Origin of the sequence: Dyadobacter sp. 32 (genome assembly GCF_902506755.1) — a bacterium.
Classification (GTDB): Bacteria; Bacteroidota; Bacteroidia; order Cytophagales; family Spirosomataceae; genus Dyadobacter.
On the sequence record NZ_LR735258.1, the window covers coordinates 247,457 to 271,943 of the forward strand.

At 46.1% G+C, this 24,487-nt stretch carries 20 protein-coding genes; 17 read left to right on the plus strand and 3 right to left on the minus strand.

What is annotated here, in order from left to right; genetic code table 11:
- Nucleotides 1-280: 280 nt before the first annotated feature.
- Nucleotides 281-670, plus strand: coding sequence for a hypothetical protein (locus DYADSP32_RS00990; protein ID WP_149244441.1), 390 nt, complete (start codon nt 281-283; stop codon nt 668-670).
- A gap of 136 nt (nt 671-806) precedes the next feature.
- Here DYADSP32_RS00990 and DYADSP32_RS00995 read toward each other — a convergent pair whose 3' ends face one another.
- The 3 genes from DYADSP32_RS00995 to DYADSP32_RS01005 form a co-directional block, all read right to left on the minus strand.
- On the minus strand, nt 807-1,025 hold the full coding sequence (locus DYADSP32_RS00995; RefSeq protein WP_149244440.1) for a hypothetical protein: 219 nt from the start codon (nt 1,023-1,025) through the stop codon (nt 807-809).
- Nucleotides 1,009-2,064, minus strand: coding sequence for a serine hydrolase domain-containing protein (locus DYADSP32_RS01000; protein WP_149244439.1), 1,056 nt, complete (start codon nt 2,062-2,064; stop codon nt 1,009-1,011). Before DYADSP32_RS01000 ends, DYADSP32_RS00995 begins: the two co-directional genes overlap by 17 nt.
- 93 nt (nt 2,065-2,157) lie before the next feature.
- Nucleotides 2,158-2,553 carry a hypothetical protein gene (locus DYADSP32_RS01005; RefSeq protein ID WP_149244438.1) on the minus strand — a complete coding sequence of 132 codons (396 nt, stop codon included), beginning with the start codon at nt 2,551-2,553 and terminating at the stop codon, nt 2,158-2,160.
- Nucleotides 2,554-2,814: 261 nt separating this feature from the next.
- On the opposite strand from DYADSP32_RS01005, the gene DYADSP32_RS01010 reads away from it, so the two are divergent.
- The 16 genes from DYADSP32_RS01010 (at nt 2,815) to DYADSP32_RS01085 (ending at nt 24,469) form a co-directional block, all read left to right on the plus strand.
- Nucleotides 2,815-3,855 carry a sensor histidine kinase gene (locus tag DYADSP32_RS01010; protein WP_414617405.1) on the plus strand — a complete coding sequence of 347 codons (1,041 nt, stop codon included), beginning with the start codon at nt 2,815-2,817 and terminating at the stop codon, nt 3,853-3,855.
- Complete coding sequence (locus tag DYADSP32_RS01015) at nt 3,845-4,591, plus strand: LytR/AlgR family response regulator transcription factor (protein WP_149244436.1); 747 nt, start codon at nt 3,845-3,847, stop codon at nt 4,589-4,591. The genes DYADSP32_RS01010 and DYADSP32_RS01015 overlap by 11 nt, the downstream gene beginning before the upstream one ends.
- A gap of 476 nt (nt 4,592-5,067) precedes the next feature.
- The gene (locus DYADSP32_RS01020; protein WP_414617406.1) at nt 5,068-8,259 is read left to right on the plus strand and encodes a SusC/RagA family TonB-linked outer membrane protein; all 3,192 of its coding nucleotides are present in this window, start codon (nt 5,068-5,070) and stop codon (nt 8,257-8,259) included.
- 26 nt (nt 8,260-8,285) lie between these two features.
- A complete protein-coding gene (locus DYADSP32_RS01025) occupies nt 8,286-10,121 on the plus strand; it encodes a RagB/SusD family nutrient uptake outer membrane protein (protein WP_149244435.1) in 1,836 nt (611 codons plus the stop codon).
- Between the two features lie 574 nt (nt 10,122-10,695).
- Complete coding sequence (locus tag DYADSP32_RS01030) at nt 10,696-13,935, plus strand: SusC/RagA family TonB-linked outer membrane protein (RefSeq protein WP_414617407.1); 3,240 nt, start codon at nt 10,696-10,698, stop codon at nt 13,933-13,935.
- Nucleotides 13,936-13,959: 24 nt separating this feature from the next.
- The gene (locus tag DYADSP32_RS01035) at nt 13,960-15,738 is read left to right on the plus strand and encodes a RagB/SusD family nutrient uptake outer membrane protein (RefSeq protein ID WP_414617408.1); all 1,779 of its coding nucleotides are present in this window, start codon (nt 13,960-13,962) and stop codon (nt 15,736-15,738) included.
- Nucleotides 15,739-15,877: 139 nt separating this feature from the next.
- Nucleotides 15,878-16,789 (plus strand): sugar phosphate isomerase/epimerase family protein, encoded by a 912-nt coding sequence (locus DYADSP32_RS01040; RefSeq protein WP_149244433.1) that lies wholly within the window; start codon nt 15,878-15,880, stop codon nt 16,787-16,789.
- Nucleotides 16,790-17,181: 392 nt separating this feature from the next.
- Nucleotides 17,182-17,439 (plus strand): DUF6364 family protein, encoded by a 258-nt coding sequence (locus DYADSP32_RS01045; protein WP_149244432.1) that lies wholly within the window; start codon nt 17,182-17,184, stop codon nt 17,437-17,439.
- A complete protein-coding gene (locus tag DYADSP32_RS01050; RefSeq protein WP_149244431.1) occupies nt 17,436-17,861 on the plus strand; it encodes a PIN domain-containing protein in 426 nt (141 codons plus the stop codon). Before DYADSP32_RS01045 ends, DYADSP32_RS01050 begins: the two co-directional genes overlap by 4 nt.
- A gap of 46 nt (nt 17,862-17,907) precedes the next feature.
- Nucleotides 17,908-18,489, plus strand: coding sequence for a Crp/Fnr family transcriptional regulator (locus DYADSP32_RS01055; RefSeq protein WP_149244430.1), 582 nt, complete (start codon nt 17,908-17,910; stop codon nt 18,487-18,489).
- Nucleotides 18,490-18,581: 92 nt separating this feature from the next.
- Nucleotides 18,582-18,995 carry a DUF4345 domain-containing protein gene (locus tag DYADSP32_RS01060; protein WP_414617409.1) on the plus strand — a complete coding sequence of 138 codons (414 nt, stop codon included), beginning with the start codon at nt 18,582-18,584 and terminating at the stop codon, nt 18,993-18,995.
- On the plus strand, nt 18,982-19,332 hold the full coding sequence (locus tag DYADSP32_RS01065; protein WP_149244429.1) for a DinB family protein: 351 nt from the start codon (nt 18,982-18,984) through the stop codon (nt 19,330-19,332). Before DYADSP32_RS01060 ends, DYADSP32_RS01065 begins: the two co-directional genes overlap by 14 nt.
- On the plus strand, nt 19,329-20,171 hold the full coding sequence (locus tag DYADSP32_RS01070) for a heparinase II/III family protein (RefSeq protein WP_149244428.1): 843 nt from the start codon (nt 19,329-19,331) through the stop codon (nt 20,169-20,171). Before DYADSP32_RS01065 ends, DYADSP32_RS01070 begins: the two co-directional genes overlap by 4 nt.
- A 350-nt stretch (nt 20,172-20,521) precedes the next feature.
- Nucleotides 20,522-21,889 carry a DUF1080 domain-containing protein gene (locus DYADSP32_RS01075; RefSeq protein WP_149244427.1) on the plus strand — a complete coding sequence of 456 codons (1,368 nt, stop codon included), beginning with the start codon at nt 20,522-20,524 and terminating at the stop codon, nt 21,887-21,889.
- A gap of 103 nt (nt 21,890-21,992) precedes the next feature.
- Nucleotides 21,993-23,333 carry a Gfo/Idh/MocA family protein gene (locus tag DYADSP32_RS01080; protein WP_149244426.1) on the plus strand — a complete coding sequence of 447 codons (1,341 nt, stop codon included), beginning with the start codon at nt 21,993-21,995 and terminating at the stop codon, nt 23,331-23,333.
- Nucleotides 23,334-23,446: 113 nt separating this feature from the next.
- The gene (locus DYADSP32_RS01085; RefSeq protein ID WP_149244425.1) at nt 23,447-24,469 is read left to right on the plus strand and encodes a PmoA family protein; all 1,023 of its coding nucleotides are present in this window, start codon (nt 23,447-23,449) and stop codon (nt 24,467-24,469) included.
- Nucleotides 24,470-24,487: the final 18 nt, after the last annotated feature.

Below are 24,487 nucleotides of genomic sequence, written 5' to 3' on the forward strand. Positions count from 1 at the left end.
ACTATGAATACGTGCTAAGGTTGACAACAGACTAATGAAATCAGGTCTTCTGAGGTATTAACCGAAATTTTGGTGTACATATCACATGGCGCGACTGAGAAAATGTTACTTTCCGCAGCATATAACGTTTTCATAATTGTTGAGTATAAAATCCATTTTCACTACTTCCTTACAAGAATACCGACAGCCAGCATAAATGGCTTGAATGTTACAAAGGAAGCCCTTAATTTCGTCCAAGCTACGGCGGTCATGTTTTGAATAACGTATTAAAGTGTAGTAAATGAAACCGTATTCCGAGTACTCGGCAGAGGAACTAGCGATGGAAAATCTTTTTATCCGGTGGATACGGTTTCCGGATGATCCTTCCATCAAGTCATTCTGGGAAAACTGGATAGTCAAATACCCTGCGATGCGGGATACCGTGGATAAGGCACGTGAACTCGTACTTACCGCTTCGGACTGGAAACCCGAAACCCTTTCGAATCAAGAAGTTAATTCCATCTGGGATCGAATACGAAGTTCCCTTGAAATCATCAGTGATGGTGAGCAGCATAATAAACCGGTGATCAAAGTATTGGGAAATAAAATCACCATCAAAGGCGTGGTTATACTTCTTGTTGCTGGAATATTTCTTTTTTTTTTAATGTACATGATCTTTCTTAATCTCTGATGCGTTGCGCCGATCCGGTAGCATCCCTCGTTATATTGCATGCCCGGCCTTTTCTCAGCGACGCTTCCTGCTGCAGGTTTTCTGATCTGATCTCAGATGGAAACTAAAAAGAACATAAAAAAGCAACCAGCATGGATTAAGGTAGCTGAGCCAACTCGAAAAGCCAGCCCGAAGCCGGATATGCAGCCATGGATGGTTCAACGGCTTTAGTAAGTGGTTTGCATCCCATACGCTGACCCTGCGGAATATTTCCAATAATCTCCGAATGGACAACCCCCAACGGTGATTTTAAATCGTCGCAAAGCGTGAGCATCCTCAGCGAAGCCAGTCCTGCCACCTCAATGCGTCTCCACAATATTCCTGATCAGCTTTCTTATTTCAAGACTGGTCTGAGTACTTTTTCGGGGCGTGGTTTGGGTAAATATTATTCCCGCTATCTTATTTTTGAAATCCTGCCAGGGATGTGCTCCGAAAAGCCCCGGACTGCTGCTTTCCAATACGATTCCGCCAGCATCCACTACGTCCAGCCAATTGCCTATGCCGTATCGTATGGTGTTGTCGGGATACGGCGAAAAGGGGTTGGTTGGATAAGGTGTACCTTTTATCACTGCGTTACGCGTCTGATCGGAAAGCATTACGGAAACCGCTTCTTCGCTCAAAACGCGCTTTTTTCCTGAAAGGCCTTTGCTGACAATCATTTCCAGAAATTTCAGATAATCCGCCGCGGAAGTATTTGCTCCCCCGGCAATGATCGGATTGGATACAGAGCCATATCTGACCGTGATGTCACAAGGCCGTCCTATTTTCTCGTTGAACAAAACCTGCCACGATTTACCTGAAACCAGTTCGGCAATGCGTCCGGCAATGTGCATTCCCGAGCTTCCGTAGCTGAAAGCAGATCCTGGGGCATAAACAAGCGGAACATATCGGGCAATAGAATCAACGGCCTCAGCCAAGGTGATATTCCTTTGATATTCAAAACCTTGCTGAGAATCTCCATCAAAACCGGCAGTGTGTGAAAACAGCTGACGAATGGTGATGCTGCCTTTTTGATTGGCGGTAAATATGGGCAGAAATTTACCAACCGTGTCGTCCAGGGAAATTTTCTTATCATCTACCAGGCTCATCACCACCGCCGCTGAAAGCCACTTCGAGGCAGAGGCCGTCGGCCTCGTGGTCGTGGTGTCGAGCCCTGCCGATTTGTGATAAATGAGCTTTCCGTTTTGCGAAACCAACACAACGACCTGGTTGTTGTAATTCGCCAGATTCTTGTCAATGAATTGGTCAACAGTCGTAAAATCATAAGGCGAATTCGTGTCATCCGGCACTATGTTATGTTTGCTGCACCCTAGCGAAAACCAGGCTGCAAGAAGGGAAACAAGTATTTTTGTCATTTTTATACGTTTAGGTTTTTTTGATATTTTCAAAACAGGCAAAATGATTCCGCCCCGACTGCGCTTCACTCCGTGGATCTCGTATGGCTGGATTTAGTTTTTCTGAGGTTCGCCAGAATTTCGTCTAACCCTCAGCTCGTCCTTCATTTCCTGCTGTTGTTGCTGAAACTGTGCGAATTGCTCCTTCGTAAGTACACTTTTCAGCTCTGCTTCCTTTTCGCTGCTGATCGACCGGAATGCCTTAAACCGGGACATTTTACTTCCTGTTCCCTGGATAACCGGATCCATTTTTTGCGCATATTTCAGGTTGATCCGGCTAACCTTTTCTTTTTGTGCTGAATCCAGTTTCAGGGATGTAGCCATTCGGTGGGTTAGTAATTCGGCCCGCTGTTCCGCTGGCATCTGCTTTATTCCGCTTTGTGCAAATGCGCTGGTTGCCGCCAGCATCAAAGAGAAAACACCAGTAATTGTTGTCTTTGCTTTTTTCATGGTTGATACACTTAATTGATTTTTGAACTTGTTATCTGACGATCCAAAACAACAAATAAGCTTTCCTGCCAAAAAACATTTTCTTCCGATCAACCTGTTTACCAAACGAATGCATTGTTTTTGCCGGTAAATGGATTTTAAAACTGCTCCAATCCGTCTGCCGGTAAAAGCAACGCATTCACAGGAGGAAACCAGATGTTCGCAGGGAAACTTTCTGACTTTGATACTTTTCGTTTACCATTGCAAAATAATCGCCCCGTGATGATCGGTTTTTCAAAAATAAAACAGCAAGCGCTCAATCCTTATCTGCTTTGGATGGGCTACTGGATGTTGTGGCTCCTGATGTTATCCAGCTTCCAGCAGTTCGACAAGGCTGTCTGGGGAGCAACCGTTAATGTGGGTATCCAATCGGCGGTCGCTTACACGAACATCCGTTTCCTGATCCCGGATTTTTTTGAAAAAAGGAAGTACACCGCATACGTAATCCTCGCCTTGCTGATACTCTTCGTATTCACAAAGGCTCATCTTTCCCTGATCGAGCCATACCTTCAGACCAGCTCATGGGGACGAAAAATACGTTTTCCCCGGGCATTCCAGTTTGGCAGAATCTATCTCTTTTTGATCCTCGTGCTGATCATCAGCGCAGCCTATAAATTTGCCGTGGACCGCTTTCAGGCCCTGCAACGCCAGTCTGAACTGGCAAAAAAGCAGCTGGAAACCGAGCTGGAAGCACTCCGGAACCAGATCAACCCGCATTTTTTATTCAATACCCTCAACAACATTTACACGCTGGCATATCTGAAAGAGGATAACGCGGCGCCCATGATCATGAAGCTGTCGGCGCTTTTGAGGTACATGTTACATGAATGTCAGAATGAAAAAGTACCTCTGGAAAAAGAAGTGACATTTTTGGAAAACATCATTGAAATGCAGAAATTAAAGTCGGATGCTTTTGCAAAACGAATAAACCTTGAAACAGCAGGTATAAGGCCTGATCACCTGATCGCTCCGCTGCTGCTACTTGGTTTTGTAGAAAACAGTTTTAAACATTCGGATCTGGATTTTAATGCAGAGGGTTTTATCGATATCAAACTTACTGTCGACAGCGCGGGAATTGTTCATTTTATTTGTACAAATACAAAAAAGAAAAGGGAGAAGGTTGTTCAGGAGCAGGGCGGAATCGGGCTTGCCAATACGCGAAAACGACTTCACCTGATTTATGGAAACCAGTTTGATCTGAAAATCACCGACACGCCTGATAACTACCAGATATCTCTAAACCTGCCTGTCCATGAAAATTAGCTGTCTGGTTGTCGATGATGAGCAGCTCGCAAGGCGGCTGCTTTGCGATTACATCGCCAAAATTCCGACACTGACTTTGGTTGGTTCCTGTGCAAATGCCCTGGAGGCACAGGTTGTTTTACAAAGCCAGCAGGTTGATCTGATGTTTCTGGACATACAAATGCCGGAACTGACCGGGATTGCTTTCTTACAGTCGCTTACACATAAGCCGGTCACCATTTTCACAACGGCCTACACCGAGTATGCCATCAAAGGCTTTGAACTGGCTGTGCTGGATTATCTCGTAAAGCCCATTTCATTCGAAAGATTTTTTCAGGCGGCCACCCGCGCCATTGGGCACATCAGCAATATCCCGGGCGGTCACAAATACGATGGATTATCAGATCAGCCGATTTCCGCAGGGCCAGCCGCTGCTGAGGACTTCATTTTTGTCAAGTCGGATTTCAGAATCTATAAGCTTCATTTCAGCGATATCGATTACATCGAAGCCTATGGCGAATACATTTTAATTTTCGCAGGAAAAGATAAAATCATGACATTGGTACCCCTAGGCAAAATGGAAGCGCAGTTGCCAGCCCGACTATTCATCCGGGTCCACCGCTCGTACATTGTCAATTTTTCAAAAATTGAGACCATTCAGGGAAATACAATTTATCTTAAAGGAAAGGAAATACCCGTCAGCAAAAGTTACCGGGAAGTTTTCATGAACCTGGTGAACAGGAATCAGCTGTTTTGATGACGCCGGATTTACGGCAGCTGTTCAATAGTAATCACATGCGAGTGAGCCACCTTGCAGCGTAATCAGCAGAAAGGGACTCATTTTCCGTTGAAATGGATTAAACCAATGCCTTCTTTAACAGCGCCTCATCCGAAAGGTTAAATGGCTTACTACCCCGCTGGCCGTGCCATGAACCGGGACACGGTCCGGTCGTTCAGAAGTGTGGAGAACACAGAGAAAATCATCAGACGAACGCCCTCCAACAACAAGGACCCCAATGAATTGGGTGATCAAAAGTTTATAAAAAATATTTTTATTGTTATAATTCAATTCTTTCCTTCAAAACGGACCGTTAATCTTGCTATTTTAATATTCTGATAAAAATTGTAACAATTTACATGTAAGGGAGTGATGAGTACAACTTCGTCGGGGTTTATTGATATCACCTGGTGTGATTTGACCGACTTATTTACATTTACACTAACCTACGTTAAATGAGAAAACGATTTACTTATCCGTTTTTGCAAATGACTTCGGTATGCATGCTGCTCGCATTGCTATTACCACCCACATTTGCCTCTGCCCACGCTGCCGGTAATCCGGTTTCCATCGCCAAGCGAACTTTGGTAGACAAGACCATTAAGGGTAAGGTCTCATCCAAAGAAGACAACACAGCTATCCCCGGTGTAACGGTGGTTGTGAAGGGCACCACCACCGGGACCACCACGGACGCTGATGGCAAGTATGAGATTGACATTAAATCAGGCAACGACATTCTGGTCTTTTCGGCGGTAGGATTTCTCACCCAGGAAAGGGCGGTAGGCAATGCCAGTATGCTTGACATATCCCTATCCACAGACCAGAAAACACTGGACGAGGTTGTGGTTGTAGGGTATGGTACTGTTAAGAAACGCGATCTTACCGGAGCTGTTTCTCAAGTAAATGCTACAAAACTGGATAACGAAAATCCCCAGTCTGTTCAGGATGTACTTCGTGGAAATATACCCGGGATGAACGTAGGGTTTTCTGCATCTGCTAAGGGAGGAGGAAACGTTGGTGTACGTGGTACCAATTCACTGGCTGCGGGTACCAGTCCACTCGTTGTATTGGACGGAGCCATCTATTACGGAGGGTTGGAGGACATTAATCCGAATGACATCGAGACGATTGATGTATTAAAGGATGCAAGCTCAGCTGCTGTTTTTGGAGCAAAGGCTGCCAGCGGAGTTATTCTTGTAACCACTAAAAAAGGGAAAGATGGAAAAACATTAATCAATGTCAACACCAGTTTTGGCTTTGCTGAGGTTGCAAAAAATCAACCTGTGCTTAGTCCCGATGGTTTTGTTACATGGCGGCAGGAAGTAATGCGCAATATTAACCTCACGGCTCAGCCGAGTCGCTTCACCAACCCCAATAATCTCCCCTCCGATGTGACGCTTGCGCAATGGCTTGCATTTGATGGTTCTACCGGAGATCCTACACGGGTTTGGTTAACACGCCTCAATATGCAATCGGTTGAAATTCAAAATTACCTGGATGGAAGGAGTGTTGACTGGTATTCCAAAATTTATGAAAGGGGACTGCGTCAGGATCATAACGTGAGTCTTTCAGGGAAAAATGATAAGGTCTCCTATTACATGTCCCTGGGTTATTTAAACAACAAAGGAATCGTACACGGCGATGCGTATAACACTTTCCGGGGACGGCTGAACGTGGAGGGCAAGGTTAACAAATTTTTGAGTCTTGGTATCAATACACAGTTTGCCGACCGGGATGAAAGTCAAATACCGGTTAACTTTGACCTGGCACCCAATCTTTCGCCCTGGGGATCTGAATTCAACGCAGACGGCACTTATAAATGGCGCCCCAATGAAGAGGCAAGTGGTGGAAATCACCCCTATTACGCGCCAAGCCACACAAAGCGTGACAAAGGATCAATTACTCTGAATAACGTTCTTTTTGCTAAGGTGACGCTTCCATTAGGTTTCAGTTTCCAGACCAACTTTACGCCTCGCTACGAAGATTACCACCGATACAACGCTGAATCTTCAAAACATTCGGAGTGGGCTGCAGAAGGTGGACGTGCTTCCCGGAGAAACACGAGAACGTTGAGCTGGCAGGTGGATAATATTCTTAAATGGAATAAAACAATCGCAAAAGATCATAGCTTCGACGTTACACTGCTGGCAAATGCTGAGCGGTTCAGGAGCTGGGATGATAGTGTTTCCAATAAGGGATTTGCGCCTAGTGATGTGTTGGGGTATCATAACATTGGTGCCGGAAACGCACCGATCATGTGGAGTAATGATGAAACCAGCACAGCGGATGCCTTAATGGCCCGTTTGTACTACACATTCAAGGAAAGGTACATGTTGACCGTTTCAACCCGGAGGGATGGATACTCGGCGTTTGGCCAGAAAAACCCTCGTGCGTTGTTCTCTTCGGCAGCCTTGGGATGGGTATTTACGGATGAACCATTCTTCAAAAGCAGTTGGTTTAACTATGGTAAGCTACGTGTTTCTTATGGAAACAACGGCAACAGGGACATTGGGCGGTACCTGGCACTTTCTGATTTGTCAACAGGGAAATATCTACACGTAAACGCTGCGGGTGGGGTGTATCAGGTAAGCCAGCTTTATGTGAACCGGATGCAAAATGCCAACCTTAAATGGGAATTGACAAATTCCTTCAACCTGGGTTTTGACTTCTCGTTTTTCAATAATCTATTGGATGGTAGCCTTGAACTTTATAAGTCGTCGACCAAGGACCTCCTGGTTAATCGTGCCTTGCCTGACATTGGGGGATACTCCTCCGTACTGGATAACCTGGGCCAGGTGGATAACAAGGGAATTGAGCTGAACTTAAATGCCAACCTGATGAAACGTGACAATTTCTCCTGGCGGTCGACACTCAATTTTCAGATGAACCGCAACAAGATCGTGAGTCTATATGGAAACATGGTAAAAATAAAAGATGCATCGGGCAATGTAATTGGTGAAAGGGAGGCTGATGATGTAACAAACCGCTGGTTTATCGGACACGCCATTGACGAGATTTGGAATTACAAGGTTATCGGCGTGTGGCAGACCGAGGAAGCAGATGCTGCGGCAAAATACGGTGTGCGGCCCGGTGATCACAAAATCCTGGATGTTAACAACGATGGTAAATTTACGAATGACGACAAGGTTTTTCAGGGCTTCACTTCTCCCCGTGCCCGATTTACCTGGCGCAACGAGTTTAAGTTATTCAAGAATTTTGATGTGTCCTGTATGATGTATTCCTATGTGGGTCAAAAAGGAGAATTTAATCAGATGAAGAACAGGCCTGGTTTTCCGGACCGGAGTAGTTCGTTTGTGTTTCCATACTGGACCGCCGAAAACAGGAACAATGAATGGGCAAGGTTGTATTCCAGTGAAGGATCTGCCACTGGTTACAGTGTGTACCAAAGCAAATCATTCCTGCGGTTCGAAAGTTTAGCACTGGGTTATACAGTTCCCAAAAATCTAGTGCAAAGAATCAGCATTCAGAATTTGAAAATTTATGCCAACGTCCGCAACCTGGGCTTTATTTCGAACTGGAAATTCTGGGATCCTGAAAACGGCACGAATAACGCCACCATGGCCAACCTTACCTATTCTGTACCAAGTCCGCGTATTTTCACCATGGGACTGGATATTACTTTGTAGTACTCAAATGTTAAATTGATTTGGATATGAACACAACATATAGAACAAAAAAAATACTTTCTCTTGCTTTCGTTGCGGCTGGTCTCACGCTCGCCGGCTGCAAGGAAAACTGGCTGATACCAGAACCGCTTTCTTTTTACGCCCCAGAAAACACATTTAAGGATGCAGCTGGAATTAGGGCAACGTTGGTGGCCTGTGAACGGAATATGCGGATCGAATGGTTTGGAGACTCTCCGCCAATTGGTACCGAGGCACTTTTTTCGGATATTGCAGTAGAGGGCACCACGGACAAATCTGGTCCTGCGCAAAATCTCAATCTGCTGATCACACCAGATGCACAACTAAATCATGGTGATTACAATAAAATTGGTTGGTACTGGATCGAAGGTTATAAAGGGATAAAATATGCCAATACCTGCATTACCCGCATCGATGAACCCACTTACAAAAACGAGCAGGAAAAAAATGAAATCCTTGGAGCTGCTTATTTTCATCGTGCCTACCGATACTATCGGCTCACGCAGCAGTTTGGCGATGTTCCCCTGATTCTGACGGACATTATTACACCCAAACTGGACTTTCAGACCACCAAAAGAGAGGTGATTTTGAAAAAGATGAAGGAAGATCTTGAATTTGCCGAAAAATGGGTGCCTATCGTAACGGATAAAGGTTCGGTAAACCGAGGTTCGGTGAGTCATTTGCTTACAAAGATCAATCTGGCGCTTGGGTTATTTGACGACGCGATCAAATCAGCAAGCAATGTGATTGATGGAACACAGCATAAGCTGATGGTGAACAGGTTCGGGGTGGATGCAGGCAATGCCAATCGTAACGTGATCTGGGATTTACACCGCCCGGCGAATAAGTCAATAGGAGCAAACACGGAGGGTTTAATGATGGTGATCGATCGCCTGGCGATTGAAGGGAACGTTGAAACGGGTATCCAAATCATGCGGAATACGGTTCCTTTTTGGTTTAGCAATATCAATACGCCTTCGGGTATTCGGGGGACCATAGATACGTATGGTATTGAAATTGACCAGGTAACGTCTTTGGGCAGGGGAATTGGCCGGATCCGTCCTACCAATTATTCTCAGAAGCTTATCTGGGACGACAAAAAGGATCTGCGACATGCACCCGGTAACTGGATGCGCATGGAGGATATTCTTTACAATAATCCAGCCCTGAAAACAGCCAATGATCCGTATTATGGCAAACCGTTGCAGTTCAGAAATGCCGCCGGAGCGGTGTTGACGATTGATACAATACGGTGCTGGTTTGAGTGGCCGAATTACAAACTCTATATTGAAGATCCGCAAAGAGTTCAGCCACAGGGTGGTAACACCGATTGGTACGTCTTCCGCCTGGCAGAAACGTATTTATTGAGAGCAGAAGCATACGTGTGGAAAGGCGATCTGGTAAATGCGGCCAAAGATATCAATGCGGTAAGAACACGTGCCAAGTGTGATCCCTACGATGCTTCGAAAATTAACATTAACACCGTTTTGGATGAAAGAGCCCGTGAACTTTATTTGGAAGAGCCCCGAAAAACGGAGCTTACGCGTATCGCATACATCTTCGCCATGACGGGCAAGCCTGCACCAAACGGCAAAACGTACAGCATGGCAACCTTCTCCGAAAACAACTATTTCTATGATCGCATCATGGAAAAGACGGATTTCTACAATAAGAAGGTGCTGACGCGCCATGCGGATGAGTATACAATGAGCCCATACCATGTTTTGTGGCCTATTCCTCAGCCAACGATTGACGGTAACACAGGTGCCGTCATCAATCAAAACAAAGGCTACAACGGGTTCCAGAACAACATACCAGCGTTGACTGAAATACCGAAGGAGTAGGCTTGAGAAAATTGCGCTATCAAAAAAAGATCCCGGCATTGGGATCTTTTTTTGATATTGGGCAACTAAGAATTACGGCTTAGCGGGAAGCAAAGTCTGGTTTTTGTACTACAAATGAACAAGAAGATAAATATGTTTGGCCTAATTCCATACTCAACCGTGGTCTGTGTCTTCACAGACCCAATACTAGCACTGAATATAGCCTCATTATCAGAATTTTATAAATTAGAATCAAATTGAAAAACCAAACGACTGTCAAAATCACTTAAACCATACGCCTTCATATTTGCCCCACAAACGAGCAACCACTCCCGCCAGTTGGTCAAATCCTCTCACCAATATGAGTTAAAAATCCAAAGTCTGTTTCACCAGTAAAATAGTAACTATCATTGACATTTTAACCTGCGTAGGGTCTACTCCGTTCTCTGGAATTCGGCATTTCTTATGGTTCACTGGTCCCGTTAAATTCCGACCCAAGTACGTGAAAATTAAAATGTTGCATTTTTGTGTGGTTATTTTTATATTACTGGACTTTTGTTGTTGTTTCAGTTTGTAATTTTTTAACCTACACTCAATGAGAAAAACATTTACCAATCCGCTCCTGCGAATGACGACGGGGTGCATGCTTCTTGCTGCACTTTTTAACCCCGCATTTGCGTCCGCTAACGTAGCCGGCAAGCCGGTTGCAACAGAAAGGCCCGCTCCTACAGACAAGACGATTAAGGGCAAAGTTTCATCGAAGGATGATAACATGGTTATTCCCGGTGTGACGGTTGTAGTGAAAGGAACTACCGTCGGAACCACCACCGATGTAGAAGGAAAATACGAGATCAACGTTAAAACCGGTAGTGATGTACTGGTGTTTTCGGCTGTTGGATTCCTCACCCAGGAAATGCCGATTGGCAATGCGAGCCTCCTGGATGTGGTGATGTCGCCCGACCTTAAAACGCTGGAAGAGGTGGTTGTAGTGGGGTATGGTACCCAGGAAAAAGTGAACCTCACCGGGGCCGTTGGCGTAGCGGACAGCAAACGTCTTCAGAATCGCCCCATTGCATCTGCCGGAGAAGGGCTTCAGGGTGTAATCCCCAATCTGAACGTGAATGTAAGAAACGGAGACCCCTCGGCGGCCATTACTTTCAACATCCGCGGTTACGAGTCCATCAACGGGGGAGCGCCGCTTATCCTGGTAGACAATGTACCCATGGATCTTAACCGATTGAATCCAAACGACATTGAAAGCATCAGTGTGCTTAAAGATGCGTCTGCCGCCGCCGTATATGGAGCAAGGGCTGCTTTTGGGGTGGTATTGGTGACTACAAAATCAGGGAAATCGGGCAAGGTAAGTGTGAATTTCGGTTCGCAGTTTTCTTTGGCAAAGCCCATATTCAATATGGACGTGGTGACAGATCCCTACGAATTTGTTACGGCGCGGAACATAGCCAATGTGCGCACCAGCGGTGTGCCCAGCTACGATGCAGACATGGTGGCCGGCACAAAGGCCTATTCCGAAAACCCTGCCACAGCCCCGCAATGGAAAGTACTGAACGGTGCCCTTCGATTCTATGGGTTTAATAATTATCAGGATCAGATCATGACCGACTATGCGCCGACCAGCCAGCAGGACCTGTCCATTTCGGGAGGGAATGAGAAGTCCAGGTTCTTTGCATCGCTCGGTTATTTCACCAAAGACGGTTATCTGCGCGAAGATTCGAAAAATGAAAAATTCAAAAGATATAACATCCTGTTAAAGGCCGACTTTAAAATTAATGACTGGCTGAGCCTGGATGAAAAAGTGATCTTCAATTCCCAGTTCAGCGACAAGCCTCACTTTTACAACTGGGATGTAAATATCAATTCGCTTGCACGTGTACCGCCCATTATGCCCATTCAGTTTCCTGACCTGCCATTTTATGTGACGCAGGGCGACCGGGAAAAGTATGCGCCCTACATTGGCAAGTATTTCGGAGGAACCAACTTTTTCCCCTACCTGCTCGACGGAGGCCGCACAAAATACACCAATAACGATATGTGGTTTACCCAGGGTGCGACGTTGACTCCGTTGAAAGGCCTTAAAATCCGTGCAGACTTTTCTTACAATATTTTCAACCGTATCTATGAAGATGTGCAGAGTAAAGTGGAGATTGTAGATGCCAACCTGCTGGCTGCCAACCTGATCAGCAACGGGTTCAGTGGCGACGACTGGATCAGAAACGAGAACAATTTTAACCAGTATTATGTACTGAATGCATTTGCGGAATATCGGGTGCCCTTGTCAGTGAACCATAACCTCACTGCGATGGTTGGTTTCAACCAGGAACGTGGGACCAACAGATATGTGGGTGCGCAGGCAAGGGGACTGATAACGCCAAAGATTACCGATATCAACGCCACCACCGGTGTGCAGCAGACCTTCGGGGGGAAATCACACGTTGCACTGCGTGGTGCTTTTTACCGGTTGAATTACAATTATAAAGAGCGTTATCTGATCGAACTCAACGGTCGCTATGATGGCACTTCCCGGTTTCCCAAAGACAGTCGGTTTGGTTTCTTTCCCTCATTTTCGGCAGGCTGGCGGATCAGCAATGAGAATTTCATGTCCGGTACCAGCTCCTGGCTGGATAATCTGAAGGTGCGGGCATCTTACGGCACACTGGGAAATCAGATCATTATGGATGCGAATCGCAACCAGATCCTGTACCCTTATGTGGCTACGATGGGTTCCGGACAGTCGCCCTACATGTTTAGTAATGCCGCCATTCCGATTGTTACACCGGCAGGCCTGGTGAGCCCCACGCTGACCTGGGAGACGGTGATTTCCAAAAACGTGGGTCTCGATTTCACCATGATGAAAGGGCGTCTGGATGCATCGTTTGATTTGTTTACCCGGGACACAAAAGACATGCTGATGGATGTGACCTATCCCGACATTCTGGGTACGGCCGCTCCGAAGGAAAATGCGGCAGACCTGAGAACCAAGGGTTGGGAGCTGGCCCTGACATGGCGTGATAAAATTAAGACCAACTGGACATATGACATCACCCTGGCACTTTCGGACTGGACCGCCGAGATCACCAAGTTTAACAATCCTAAAGGTGCAATAGGTAACTATTATGTAGGACAGAAACTGGGTGAAATTTGGGGTTTTGAAACTGTGGGCATTTTTCAAACGGCCGATGAAATAGCCCAGGCTCCAAAGCAAAATAGCATTGGCGCCAACTGGCGGCCCGGTGATATCCAATATGCCGATTTGAACGGCGATGGAGTTATCAATCAGGGTAACAATACGCTGGCTAATCCCGGAGACCGGAAAATTATCGGTAATACTACACCCCGGTACACCTTTGGACTCAATGGGGGTATTGGTTATAAGAATTTCAGACTGACTGCATTTTTTCAGGGGATTGGCAAGAAAGACCATTGGCCAACTTCCGGTAACTGGACCTGGTTTTTCCCTTTCAACGCCGGACATGTGGAGAAGTACTACATCGCCGACTCGTGGAGTGAAACCAACCGGGATGCTTATTTTGCTGCTCCTCACATTTCAACGAACGATAAAAAGAATATCCAGACCCAGTCGAGGTTTCTTCAGAAAGCATCTTACGTACGGTTGAAAAACATCAATTTGAGCTACGATCTGCCGCAGGATCTGATCAAAAAGATTGGTCTGGGGAGAGCTCAGGTTTTTGCAACCGGGATGAACCTGTGGGAGTTTACCAAAATGCGCAAGCCTCTGGATCCGGAAACGATCCAATCCGATGCCATTGAGTATCCCATGCAGCGGATCATGACCTTAGGGCTGAACGTGTCATTTTAATCAACCGGGAAAATGAAAATCAAAATGAAAAATTATATCATCAAATTCTGTTGGGTGTTGTCGGTCATTCTTCTTTTCAATGGCTGCAATGATGAATTCCTGGAACGTTATCCGCTCGACCGGATCACCAACGAAACATTCTGGAATACAGAAAACGATTTACGCGTTTACAACAACGGACTCTACGATCTGGCCAGAAACGACGACAACGTGCCCATTTTACACGGCCATTACCAGGGGTTCGACAGCAACTGGGGGAGTTTTTGGTTTCAGGATGAGTTTGCGGACAATATGGCGCCTAAACACGCGCGTCATACCCTTTTTCAGCAGGTGCGGGCAGGGAAACATGTCGTTCCTTCTGACCCACAGCAGTTTGGCTATAAAGGGTGGAATTTTATCAGGGCGATCAATGTGGGCCTGGCAAACTACAATAAAGCGGCTGTTTCTCAGGCGATAAAGGATCGTTATATTGCCGAGGCAAGGCTGTTTCGGGGCTGGTTTTATGCCGAAAAGGTTACGAAATTCGGAGATGTTCCCTGGGTCGACAAGGAGCTTAACACAGAATCGGAGGAGCTCTTTGCGGCCAGAACGCCCCGCGAAGCAGCCATGGAAAAGGTACTGGACGACCTTAACTTTGCTGCCACAAGTTTGCCCGATAGCTGGGGAGACGGAAATGCACCAGGCAGACTGAACAGGTGGTGCGCATTACTGGTAAAATCCCGGGTTTGTCTCTTCGAAGGAACCTGGCGTAAGTACCACGGTGGAACCGATCCGAATAAGTGGCTGCAGGCTTCTGCTGATGCTGCCAAGGAATTGATGACAAAGGGGCCCTATGCTTTGCATGTTACTGGTGACACGGCCGTAGATTATAATTCTTATCACCGGATACTGAACCTCGCAGGTAACAAAGAGGTGATGTACTGGAGAAAATATCAGCTCGGGGTTTTTACCAACCACGTGCAGTCGTACTTCGAATACACCGGAGGAGCGTCCAAAAGCATGGTTGAGGATTATTTGTGTGCGGATGGCTTACCTATTTCCGTGTCGCCGCTTTACAAGGGTGATGATAAAATTGAGGATGTTTTTCAAAACCGGGATCCAAGGCTAAGGCAAACGGTTTTACATCCCAACGATGCCGCAAAGTATAAATATCACCTGGGCGACGGCCGGACTTACCCGCGCATTGTGGGTATGGCAGGCGGATATACGACGGAGACCGGTTATCATATTATCAAACATTACAACGCTGATGACATGATCGGAAAGGCGTTTGATACGGCCGAATCGCCGGCAATTATACTGCGGTTGGGAGAAGCGCTGCTGAATTACGCAGAAGCGATGGCGGAACTAGGAAAATTGACCCAGGCCGATCTGGACATGAGTATCAATAAGTTGAGAGACCGGGTAGGCATGCCACACATGAATCTGAACAAAATTCCGGTTGATCCACGGTATACATCAGACGGCGTCTCCCCGTTGTTGGTTGAGATCCGTCGTGAACGGCGGGTGGAGCTGTTTATGGAAGGATTCCGGTATAACGATGTAAAACGCTGGAAACAAGGTAAAAAATTACTGATCCCTACGCTGGGAATGCGCTGGGATGCGGCAGCCATTGCGCGCTACCCGGGTGCCGTGATCCAAACCTCCGTAGATCCGGTTTCCGGCAAAACCTACATTGATGTATACAAAGGTACCGACTGGGCCGTGCCTGTGTTTGACGAGGGTAAACACTATTTATGGCCAATTCCGCTTAACTCACTGGCGCAGAATCCGGCCATTAAGCAGAACCCCGGCTGGCAATAGGTGCTGTTGTGGCAAAACGGATCCACGCATTTCAATAATTAACCCAACCGGAAAGGCCCCAGCTAGGGGCTTTTCTGGTTTTAATTCGTCAGATAGGATACATCAATTGAATTCAAAGGACAATATCCACCAACATATCATGAACAACATCGAATCACCGGATCGCAGGCTTTTCCTTAGAAATTTGTCACTGACGGCCGGAGCGTTAATCACGACCTCTTCCTGGGCAGAGGCAATCATCAAAAAGGGTGATGTTAAAATAGGTTATTCTGCCATCACCTGGGGAGGGAAAGACCTGCAGGCGATGGCGGATCTGGCTTCTCTGGGCTTCAAAGGTATTCAGCTACGTGCCAATACATTCGGACCCTATCGCAACAAAGTCTCCGAACTGAAGGAGGCGCTCATCAAACACAATTTGAAACTTCCCATGTTTTCCAGTGGCAATGTGGAGGTTGACCCGGCCAAATTTCAGAGTACGGTCGATACCCACGTTGCCCATGCCAGTTTTGTGAAAGCCCTGGGTGGTACGGCTTTTCAGATGACCAACAGCCTTCGCCAGAAAGGCACCCCGCCTACCACCGAAGAATTGAAAAACCTGACCCGGGTAATGAATGAGATTGGCAAACAAACGGCAGACATGGGCGTGCAGGCGGTGTACCACAACCACATGAACCAGTGGGGCGAAACACCTGAGGAAGTGGACGTAATTGTTCAGGCGATGGATCCGCGATACCTTAAATTGCTGCTCGATATTGCCCACTACAAACAGGGCGGTGGGGAACCACAGGACGCAGTGATCAAATACAAAGACATTATCCATGCGCTCCACCTCAAGGACACCAAGCCAAAGGATGGCGGCGGTTATAAATTCGTCGAACTTGGTCAGGGTAGGGTGGATGTTCCTGCAGTGTTTGCTGCTTTGGCTAAGGTCAAATTCAAGGGCTGGGGCGTGATTGAGCTGGACGGTGTGCCGGATCCGGAAAAATCACCGCTTATCTGCGCGGAGATTAATAAGAAGTATATCACGGAGGTATTGAAGTATCCTGTTTAGGGCAAGGGGCATGAGATTCTTCAGAGAAGTCAACTTTTGGAAAGTTGACTTCTCTGTATCTATAGCTGGAAAGTAAGGGTACTGGAAATTTGTCAATCCCATTTTTACAAATCGCAGCAAATCATTCTCTTCTAAAAGGTGGATCAAATGTTTGGCAGGATGTCGCTTTTGTCGGACTTGTCGTCAATTAAAATGAGTGTAATACTTGACTCCATGATTTTCAAACGGGTAGTGATGATGTTGGCTGATTATACTGACGTGATGATCGGGATATAGAGACGATTTGGATGATGTCTGTTCAATTTTTAACAAAAAATTTAATAACAATCGAACTGATTTTTGCTGTACGTGCAAATTGTCTACATTTGTACGTACAAAAGAAAACCGCCGTAATGACAACCAAGCTCACTTTAAAATTAGACAGGGATGTGATCCTGAAAGCCAAGGAATACGCCGCATCTCAGCATCGAAGTTTGTCCGGGATTGTGGAAGGATATCTTCAATCGCTCAACAGTACCCATGGAACAGGGGAGAATACGGACATTGAGATCTCTGATTTTGTAAAAAGTATGTCTGCCAATGCCGGCATGCCTGGCGATCTCGACTACAAAGTGCAGTATTTTGAGCATTTAGAGGAGAAGTACAAATGAGCATACGGCTGTTTCTGGATACAAATGTTGTGTTGGATTTGTTGGCTCACCGTTTACCGTTTTACGAGTCTGTTGCTAAAATTGCTACGCTTGCCGATCAGGGCAAGGTGACACTTGTCGTTTCTGCTTTGTCGTATTCTACGGTAAATTATTTCTTAAGTAAATATGAAAATTATGAAATAGCTCAAAATAAGCTCCGCAGGTTTAGGGTAATTTCTGAGGTTTCGGATTTGAACGAAGTGATTATTGATAAAGCGCTGAATGCCAATTTCCGGGATTTTGAAGATGCCTTGCAGTATTTTGGCGCAATACAGGCTGTTTGTGGTGTGATAATCACCAGAAACGCGAAAGATTTTAAAGCTTCTGCTATTCCTGTAATGACCCCGGATGAGTATATCGCCTCCCTACGCGCAAAGGGTTAAGAATGATGTAACTGATTACCTGCTTTTTTCGTCAACCGGCGTCTTCATGAACCCATTGGATCAATTAAGAACCCTTATACAGGCCATCCATCCCCTGGCTGACACGGATTGGGAGGATCTGGAACTTATCTGGCAACCTTTTTCGGCCAGGCGAAAGGTTCAGCTTACCCTGGCGTCGGAAAAAGAGGATTATCTGTATTTTGTGGCAGAAGGTGTTCAGCGCGTCTATTATCTGGACGAGCAGGGCCGGGAGGCTACTTTGGTTTTTTCTTACGCCCCATCGTTTGGAGGTGTGGTAGATTCTTTTATGCTGCAAGAGCCTTCCCGATACTATTACGAAACTTTGACCCCATCGGTTTTTTTAAGGGCCTCTTTTCCAGACTTACAGGCGGTAATGCAGGGGCACCCTGCGGTCGAAACCATGATCCGGCTTGGGATCACCCGAGCAATGTCCGGCGTTCTGGAGCGGTTGGTAGACCTGCAGTGTTATTCCTCGGCCGAGAAGTTTAAGAAGCTTATGCAGCGCAGTCCCCATATTTTGCAGGTCGTACCTCACAAGTATTTAGCGAACTACATCAGTGTAGACCCTACTAACTTTAGTAAATTAATCAATAGCATCAAATCCTGAAATCTTGGTAAATACCAAGAACCTGCGCGTGGATTACCTGCAATTTTGTATCGTACTAAATCATCAGGATGATGCAAAAAAAATCAATACTTATGCTTGTAGCTCAGGGGTTTATCCTCGTCTCTGCACTTGCTCTTCTTTCCGTCAGCGTCATGGCGTTTTTAAATCCACAGGCTGTTATGGACTTGGTTGAAGTCAACCTGACCTCAACGGACGCTTTCAGTTCCATTCGCGGTGCCTACGGCGGTGTAGGGTTAACTTTGTTCCTCAGCCTGCTCTTTCTCATGCGTTATGATGTGACCAAAGCGCTGGCATTTCTGGCATTACTATGGGGTTTGTATGCACTTTCACGTGTAATCACCATTTATACAGAGGGCGCGCTGGGGGCGTTTGGTCAGCAATGGTTGCTGATCGAAACGAGTTTATGCTTGATCTCAGGAACGCTGTTATGGGCCGTCAGAAAACAAAATTTACCCCAATCTTCTTTAATCAATGAAGTCATTTGACAAAATACCGTGGCTGGCTTCGCTGGAAATGCAGACCGAAGAATCCATACGGGACGCAGTCCGGATTTTTCAAAATATGAATGAAGACGCATTAAAAAGGCCATCGTTAACAGGTGGTTGGAGTATTGCGCAGTGTTTGGCGCACCTGAATAGCTACGGGCAATATTATCTGCCCCGATTACAGGAGGTACTTGAAAAGGGCACGCAGTCGGGTACATACCAGACATACACCAGTTCGTGGATCGGCTGGTATCTGATCAGGATCACTGACCCGGAATCGGGGCAAAGGAAATTAAAGGCTGTGAAACGGCACCAACCTGTGGATGCGCTGCCATGATTTGGGGAGCCGGATTTAAATTTGATCAGGTAACCGCTCCCAAAGAATTGATATGGGTTGGCAAGGGGAAAAATCCTGTGGCCATGATGCGGAGTTCCTGGAATGATCCCAACGCGATTTATGTCGGGTTGAAAGCAGGATCTCCGTCGGTTAGCCATGGGCATATGGACGTGGGCTCTTTTGTAATGGACGCATTGGGGCAGCGATGGTCCATGGATTTTGGTATGCAGGATTATGAATCATTGGAGTCCAAAGGTGTGAAGCTCTGGGGCAATGAACAAAACAGCCAGCGCTGGGAAGTATATCGTTACAATAATTTCGCGCACAGTACCCTTACTTTTGACAATGAACTGCAACGGGTGGAAGGCTATGCCCCAATCATTTCTTACACCGACAAATCGGACTTTTTAAGTGCCACGGCCGACGTAACAAACGTGTACCAAGGGGCTGTGAGGAATGCAAAAAGAGGCGTAGCGATCGTTGAAAAGAAATATGTGGTGGTAAAAGATGAAATCCTGGCTGATAAATCGGGGGTTGTAAGATGGGTGATGCTCACTTCGGCTGATGTAAAAGTAACAGGCGAAGGAGTTGCAGAATTGACCCAGAATGGCAAGAAGCTTTACCTGAAAGTGTTGCAGCCCACTGGCGCAGTGATTAAAACCTGGTCCACTCAGCCCGGTCATGATTATGATGCGCTCAATCCGGGTACCACATTGGTAGGCTTTGAGGTCAGTTTGTCAGCAGGTACTAAGGCTGATCTGGGTGTTGTCCTGATTCCGGACGGAGTTATTTTGAAAAAAGGTTTCAAGCTGCCAAAAAGCTTTGAATGGCTAAAGTAAGCAGAAACTTTACCCCTGGATACTGAAACGACAAAATCTGCAACGCTGCAATTCTTTGGATATACAATAGCCGGGCAGCGCCTGCGTTCGTTGGGTGCATCAGCGAACGTTCATAGTTCTTCATAAATCATGTGATAGCCTTAAGTGAATGCGTAGGGGTATATCCTCTTAGGTGACGTCTTTCAGATTAAGGCAGACAACTGTGTACGTCGCCTGCAAGCAAATTATTTACAAGATTGTCCAGTGTTTTTCTGAAATAAGGTTCTGATCAATTGCAGGACAAGGAGTAGTGTGTTTAAAATACAATTGTAAAGTATCAAGTAAAAATATAACTACCACGCAAATAATATATGAATCGTTACTTCAAATTTCTTACCTGTATTGTTTTTTTAGTGTCTCTTTCTGCGGCGCATGCCCAAAAGTCGAAGGACGGTTGGGTCAACCTTTTCAATGGCAAAGATCTTACAGGCTGGAAACAGCTCAATGGTAAAGCCAAATACGAAGTGAAGGATGGGGCCATCGTGGGAACCTCTGTGATGGACACACCAAATTCGTTCTTGACTACGGAAAAAGATTACGGCGATTTTATTTTTGAATGCGATGTTAAAGTGGATAACAAACTTAATTCGGGCATTCAGATCAGAAGTTTATCCAAACCCGATTATAACAATGGTCGTGTGCACGGATACCAGGTGGAAATTGACCCGGCGGATAGGGCCTGGTCGGCTGGAATCTACGATGAAGCGAGGAGAGGATGGCTTTATACGCTGGAATTGAATCCCGCTGCAAAGAAAGCTTTTAAGCGAGACGAATGGAATAAATACCGTATCGAGGCCATTGGTACTTCCATTCGCACCTTTCTGAACGGAGTGCCGGTAGCCCATGTGATTGATGACATGACGCCCGTAGGCTTTATTTGTCTTCAGGTGCACTCAATTGGCAAAGATCAAAGCCGGGAGGGAACACAGGTAAGCTGGAAGAACGTCCGTATCAAAACCGCGAATTTAAAACCAAGTCCTGCGGCCAATATCCGCATCGTGAATCTGATACCCAACTCAATTAGTCCTGCTGAGGTAGCGCAGGGTTGGAAGCAACTATATAACGGGAAATCTGCTGATCAGTGGCGCGCTTATGGAGGTACCGAGTTTCCTTCCAAACGGTGGAGTTACAATGACGGAACCATCACCATTTCCAAGTCCGATGGCTCCGAAACGGGAAATGACCTTGTAACGAAAAAGCTTTTCGGGCCAGTTTTTGAATTTCAATTTGAATTTAAACTTACCGAAGGGGCAAACAGTGGCGTGAAGTACTTCGTTGACCAGAAATTCAACTCCGGCGGGAAATCCGGAATCGGTTGTGAGTTTCAGGTGCTTGATGACGCGAAACATCCCGACGCCAAGATGGGCAAAAACGGAAACCGTACCATCGGATCATTTTATGACGTAATCGCGTCGGCTAAACCAAATGGATCAATCAAAAAGATAGGGGAGTGGAATCAGGGAAGGATCGTAGTATTAAAAGACGGAACTGTTCAACATTTTTTAAATAATCATAAAGTTGTAGAGTATGTTCGGGGATCACAGTCTTTTAAAGACTTGGTAGCTGAATCCAAGTTTAAGAAGTTTGAAGGTTTCGGGCTCTCGGAAAAGGGAAATTTGCTTCTGCAGGACCATGGAGACAACGTCTCATTCCGAAGTCTGAAAATTAAAGAGCAGTAGGGGAAGATGTGAAATGTGAGAAGTGAGATGTTTTATTGACCGTTGACACTTTGACAATTAACACTTAAAAATTAACCATTAATACTTAACCATTAAATTAATCATGACCACCAGAAGGGACTTCATAAAAAGTGCTGCTTTGGCTTCGGCCGGAGTTGCTGTGAGTGCAAATTCTTTTAGTGCGGCTAGTTACAAACGTATCATTGGAGCCAATGACCTTGTTCGTGTCGGGATTATTGGATTTTCCGATCGTTTTCGGAGTTCGCTTGCGCCGAGCTTTGGGGATCATGCCAAGAAGCTCAATTTTGAGTTTATGGGGGTGTCCGATATCTGGAACCGTCGCCGCGCCGAAGCTGCAGAATACATGAAAGGAAAAAGTTATGCATCCAATCAATTCGTACAGGCCCGTAACAATGAAGAATTACTTGGGCGTAAGGATGTGGATGCGGTGATCATCAGTACTGCTGATTTTCAACACGCCTTGCATTGTGCAGAAGCCGTCAAATCCGGGCGGGATGTGTATGTGGAAAAGCCGTTTGCAGAATCACTTGCAGATGCCAAAGCAGTGATGAAGGCTGTGGATGCTTCCAAGCAAATTGTACAGGTAGGATCACAGCGTCGCAGCGCACCGAACTACCATGCGGCTCATGACTATATCAAGTCGGGTAAATTCGGCGATATCACCACGGTGGAAATGACCTGGAACGTTAATCAGCCGGGTCGCTGGAGAAGGAAAGAGCTTGTTTCGCAGATACGTAAAGAAGATACAGACTGGGATCGTTTCTTGTTGAACAGACCCAAAGTGGCTTGGAATCCACGTTTTTATCTTGAATTCCGTTTGTTTTATCCATATTCTTCTGGTATTCCGGGGCAGTGGATGGCGCACCAGATCGATACGGTGCACTGGTTTTCAGGACTGGAAGCACCTCGTAACGTAGTAGCCAATGGTGGTGTTTACACCTGGAAAGATGGGCGCACCAATGCCGATACTTTCAGCGCTGCATTTGAATACGGACCCTTTGATGACAAAAGCAAAGGTTTTCAGGTGATTTATTCCTCACGTTTCAACAATGAAGCAGGTGGCGTAAAAGAATACTACTATTCAAATGGGGGTATGATCAACCTGGATACCAACAAGATCACGTCGGAAGGAGGCTTGAAAGAAAAAGATGCCAAGGGCATGGGCATGCAGGCTAATTTATTGCCGGAGATGTCATTGAAAGCGGGCGATAGAATTGCCACCGACGCCAACACGGGCTCTGATCCGATGACGTCCCTGCACATGTTGAACTGGATGGAATGCATCCGTAGCCGCAAGGAAACAAACGCGCCTGCAAAAGTAGGTTTCAACCATTCGGTAGCGAACATGATGGCGACCCAGGCTTTACATACCGGAAAACGCGTAAGCTGGGATCCGAAAAGTAAAGAGATTATTGTAAGCTAATATCACAAAATACGGGGAGTGATAAGGAAGCTTTAATAAGCTTTGCCTTATGCTCCCCGTTTCAGTTTCAAATCTTAAATTTCAATCAGGTGAATTTAAAAAATACCAGAATCATGGTTGGCGCCTTTGCTATGGCCGCCATAAGCATGCTGGCACAGGCTCAAAAGGTAGATTTTGTAGATAACGCCAAGGATAAAAAGGTGGATGTTATTATTGACGGTAAACCTTTCACATCCTATTTTTATCCGGGTGCCGATGTTCTCAAAAAAGCGGTTCTATATCCGGTCATGACCGCAAAGGGAACGTTGGTTACGCGTGGGTGGCCACTTGACCCCCGTGGTAGTGAGCGAGTGGACCATCCGCACCATGTGGGCGTATGGTTGAATTATGAAGATGTAAACGGAAATGATTACTGGAACAATTCCAATGCAGTGAATCATGCCAAGAGGGCCTACGGCACCATCACCCACACCGGCATTAAATCCATGAAAGGTGGGAAGAACAAAGGTGTACTCACCGTCACTGCAGACTGGACAGATAAGGACGGCAAGCTCACTTTAAAGGAGGTGACCACTTACACCTTTGCTGGCAAAGGAGATACCCGCACCATGGATCGATCCACTACATTGACAGCGGTAAACGGAGACGTCGCCATGCCGGATATTAAGGATGGCATGTTTGCTATTCGTGTAGCCAGAGAATTGGAAATTCCTTCCAATAAACCCGAAATATTCACGGATGCTGCCGGTATCGCTACAAAGGTTCCAATGATGAATAATACCGGAATTACGGGTAATTACCGAAACAGCAACGGAATTGAAGGAGAAGATGTTTGGGCTAAGCGGGCCGTCTGGTGTAACCTGACCGGGAAGATCAAGGACGAAAATATTAGTATTGCCATTATTGATCACCCAAAGAATCCGGGCTATCCTGCTTACTGGCATGCCAGGGGCTATGGCTTGTTTGCGGTGAACCCATTGGGGCAAAAGGCTTTTAGCAATGGTAAGGATGTGATGAACTTCAAAATCAAAAATGGCGAATCAGCCACATTCCGTTACCGCATGGTGGTGGCATCTGAGCACCTTGCAGATGCCTCACTCAATGGAATGGCTGCAGATTTTGGCAAAACGAAGTAGGTTGTATATTTGTAGTTA

Excerpts from the sequence above, each read along its gene's own strand:
- DYADSP32_RS01075 (WP_149244427.1), top strand. The coding sequence starts at position 20,522 with ATGAATCGTTACTTCAAATTTCTTACCTGTATTGTTTTTTTAGTGTCT.
- DYADSP32_RS01040 (WP_149244433.1), top strand. The coding sequence starts at position 15,878 with ATGAACAACATCGAATCACCGGATCGCAGGCTTTTCCTTAGAAATTTG.
- DYADSP32_RS01080 (WP_149244426.1), top strand. The coding sequence starts at position 21,993 with ATGACCACCAGAAGGGACTTCATAAAAAGTGCTGCTTTGGCTTCGGCC.
- DYADSP32_RS00990 (WP_149244441.1), top strand. The coding sequence starts at position 281 with ATGAAACCGTATTCCGAGTACTCGGCAGAGGAACTAGCGATGGAAAAT.
- DYADSP32_RS01000 (WP_149244439.1), bottom strand. The coding sequence starts at position 2,064 with ATGACAAAAATACTTGTTTCCCTTCTTGCAGCCTGGTTTTCGCTAGGG.
- DYADSP32_RS01025 (WP_149244435.1), top strand. The coding sequence starts at position 8,286 with ATGAACACAACATATAGAACAAAAAAAATACTTTCTCTTGCTTTCGTT.
- DYADSP32_RS01005 (WP_149244438.1), bottom strand. The coding sequence starts at position 2,553 with ATGAAAAAAGCAAAGACAACAATTACTGGTGTTTTCTCTTTGATGCTG.
- DYADSP32_RS01055 (WP_149244430.1), top strand. The coding sequence starts at position 17,908 with ATGAACCCATTGGATCAATTAAGAACCCTTATACAGGCCATCCATCCC.
- DYADSP32_RS01015 (WP_149244436.1), top strand. The coding sequence starts at position 3,845 with ATGAAAATTAGCTGTCTGGTTGTCGATGATGAGCAGCTCGCAAGGCGG.
- DYADSP32_RS01030 (WP_414617407.1), top strand. The coding sequence starts at position 10,696 with ATGAGAAAAACATTTACCAATCCGCTCCTGCGAATGACGACGGGGTGC.
- DYADSP32_RS01060 (WP_414617409.1), top strand. The coding sequence starts at position 18,582 with ATGCTTGTAGCTCAGGGGTTTATCCTCGTCTCTGCACTTGCTCTTCTT.
- DYADSP32_RS01065 (WP_149244429.1), top strand. The coding sequence starts at position 18,982 with ATGAAGTCATTTGACAAAATACCGTGGCTGGCTTCGCTGGAAATGCAG.
- DYADSP32_RS01010 (WP_414617405.1), top strand. The coding sequence starts at position 2,815 with ATGATCGGTTTTTCAAAAATAAAACAGCAAGCGCTCAATCCTTATCTG.
- DYADSP32_RS01035 (WP_414617408.1), top strand. The coding sequence starts at position 13,960 with ATGAAAAATTATATCATCAAATTCTGTTGGGTGTTGTCGGTCATTCTT.
- DYADSP32_RS01020 (WP_414617406.1), top strand. The coding sequence starts at position 5,068 with ATGAGAAAACGATTTACTTATCCGTTTTTGCAAATGACTTCGGTATGC.
- DYADSP32_RS01045 (WP_149244432.1), top strand. The coding sequence starts at position 17,182 with ATGACAACCAAGCTCACTTTAAAATTAGACAGGGATGTGATCCTGAAA.
- DYADSP32_RS01070 (WP_149244428.1), top strand. The coding sequence starts at position 19,329 with ATGATTTGGGGAGCCGGATTTAAATTTGATCAGGTAACCGCTCCCAAA.
- DYADSP32_RS01085 (WP_149244425.1), top strand. The coding sequence starts at position 23,447 with ATGGTTGGCGCCTTTGCTATGGCCGCCATAAGCATGCTGGCACAGGCT.
- DYADSP32_RS01050 (WP_149244431.1), top strand. The coding sequence starts at position 17,436 with ATGAGCATACGGCTGTTTCTGGATACAAATGTTGTGTTGGATTTGTTG.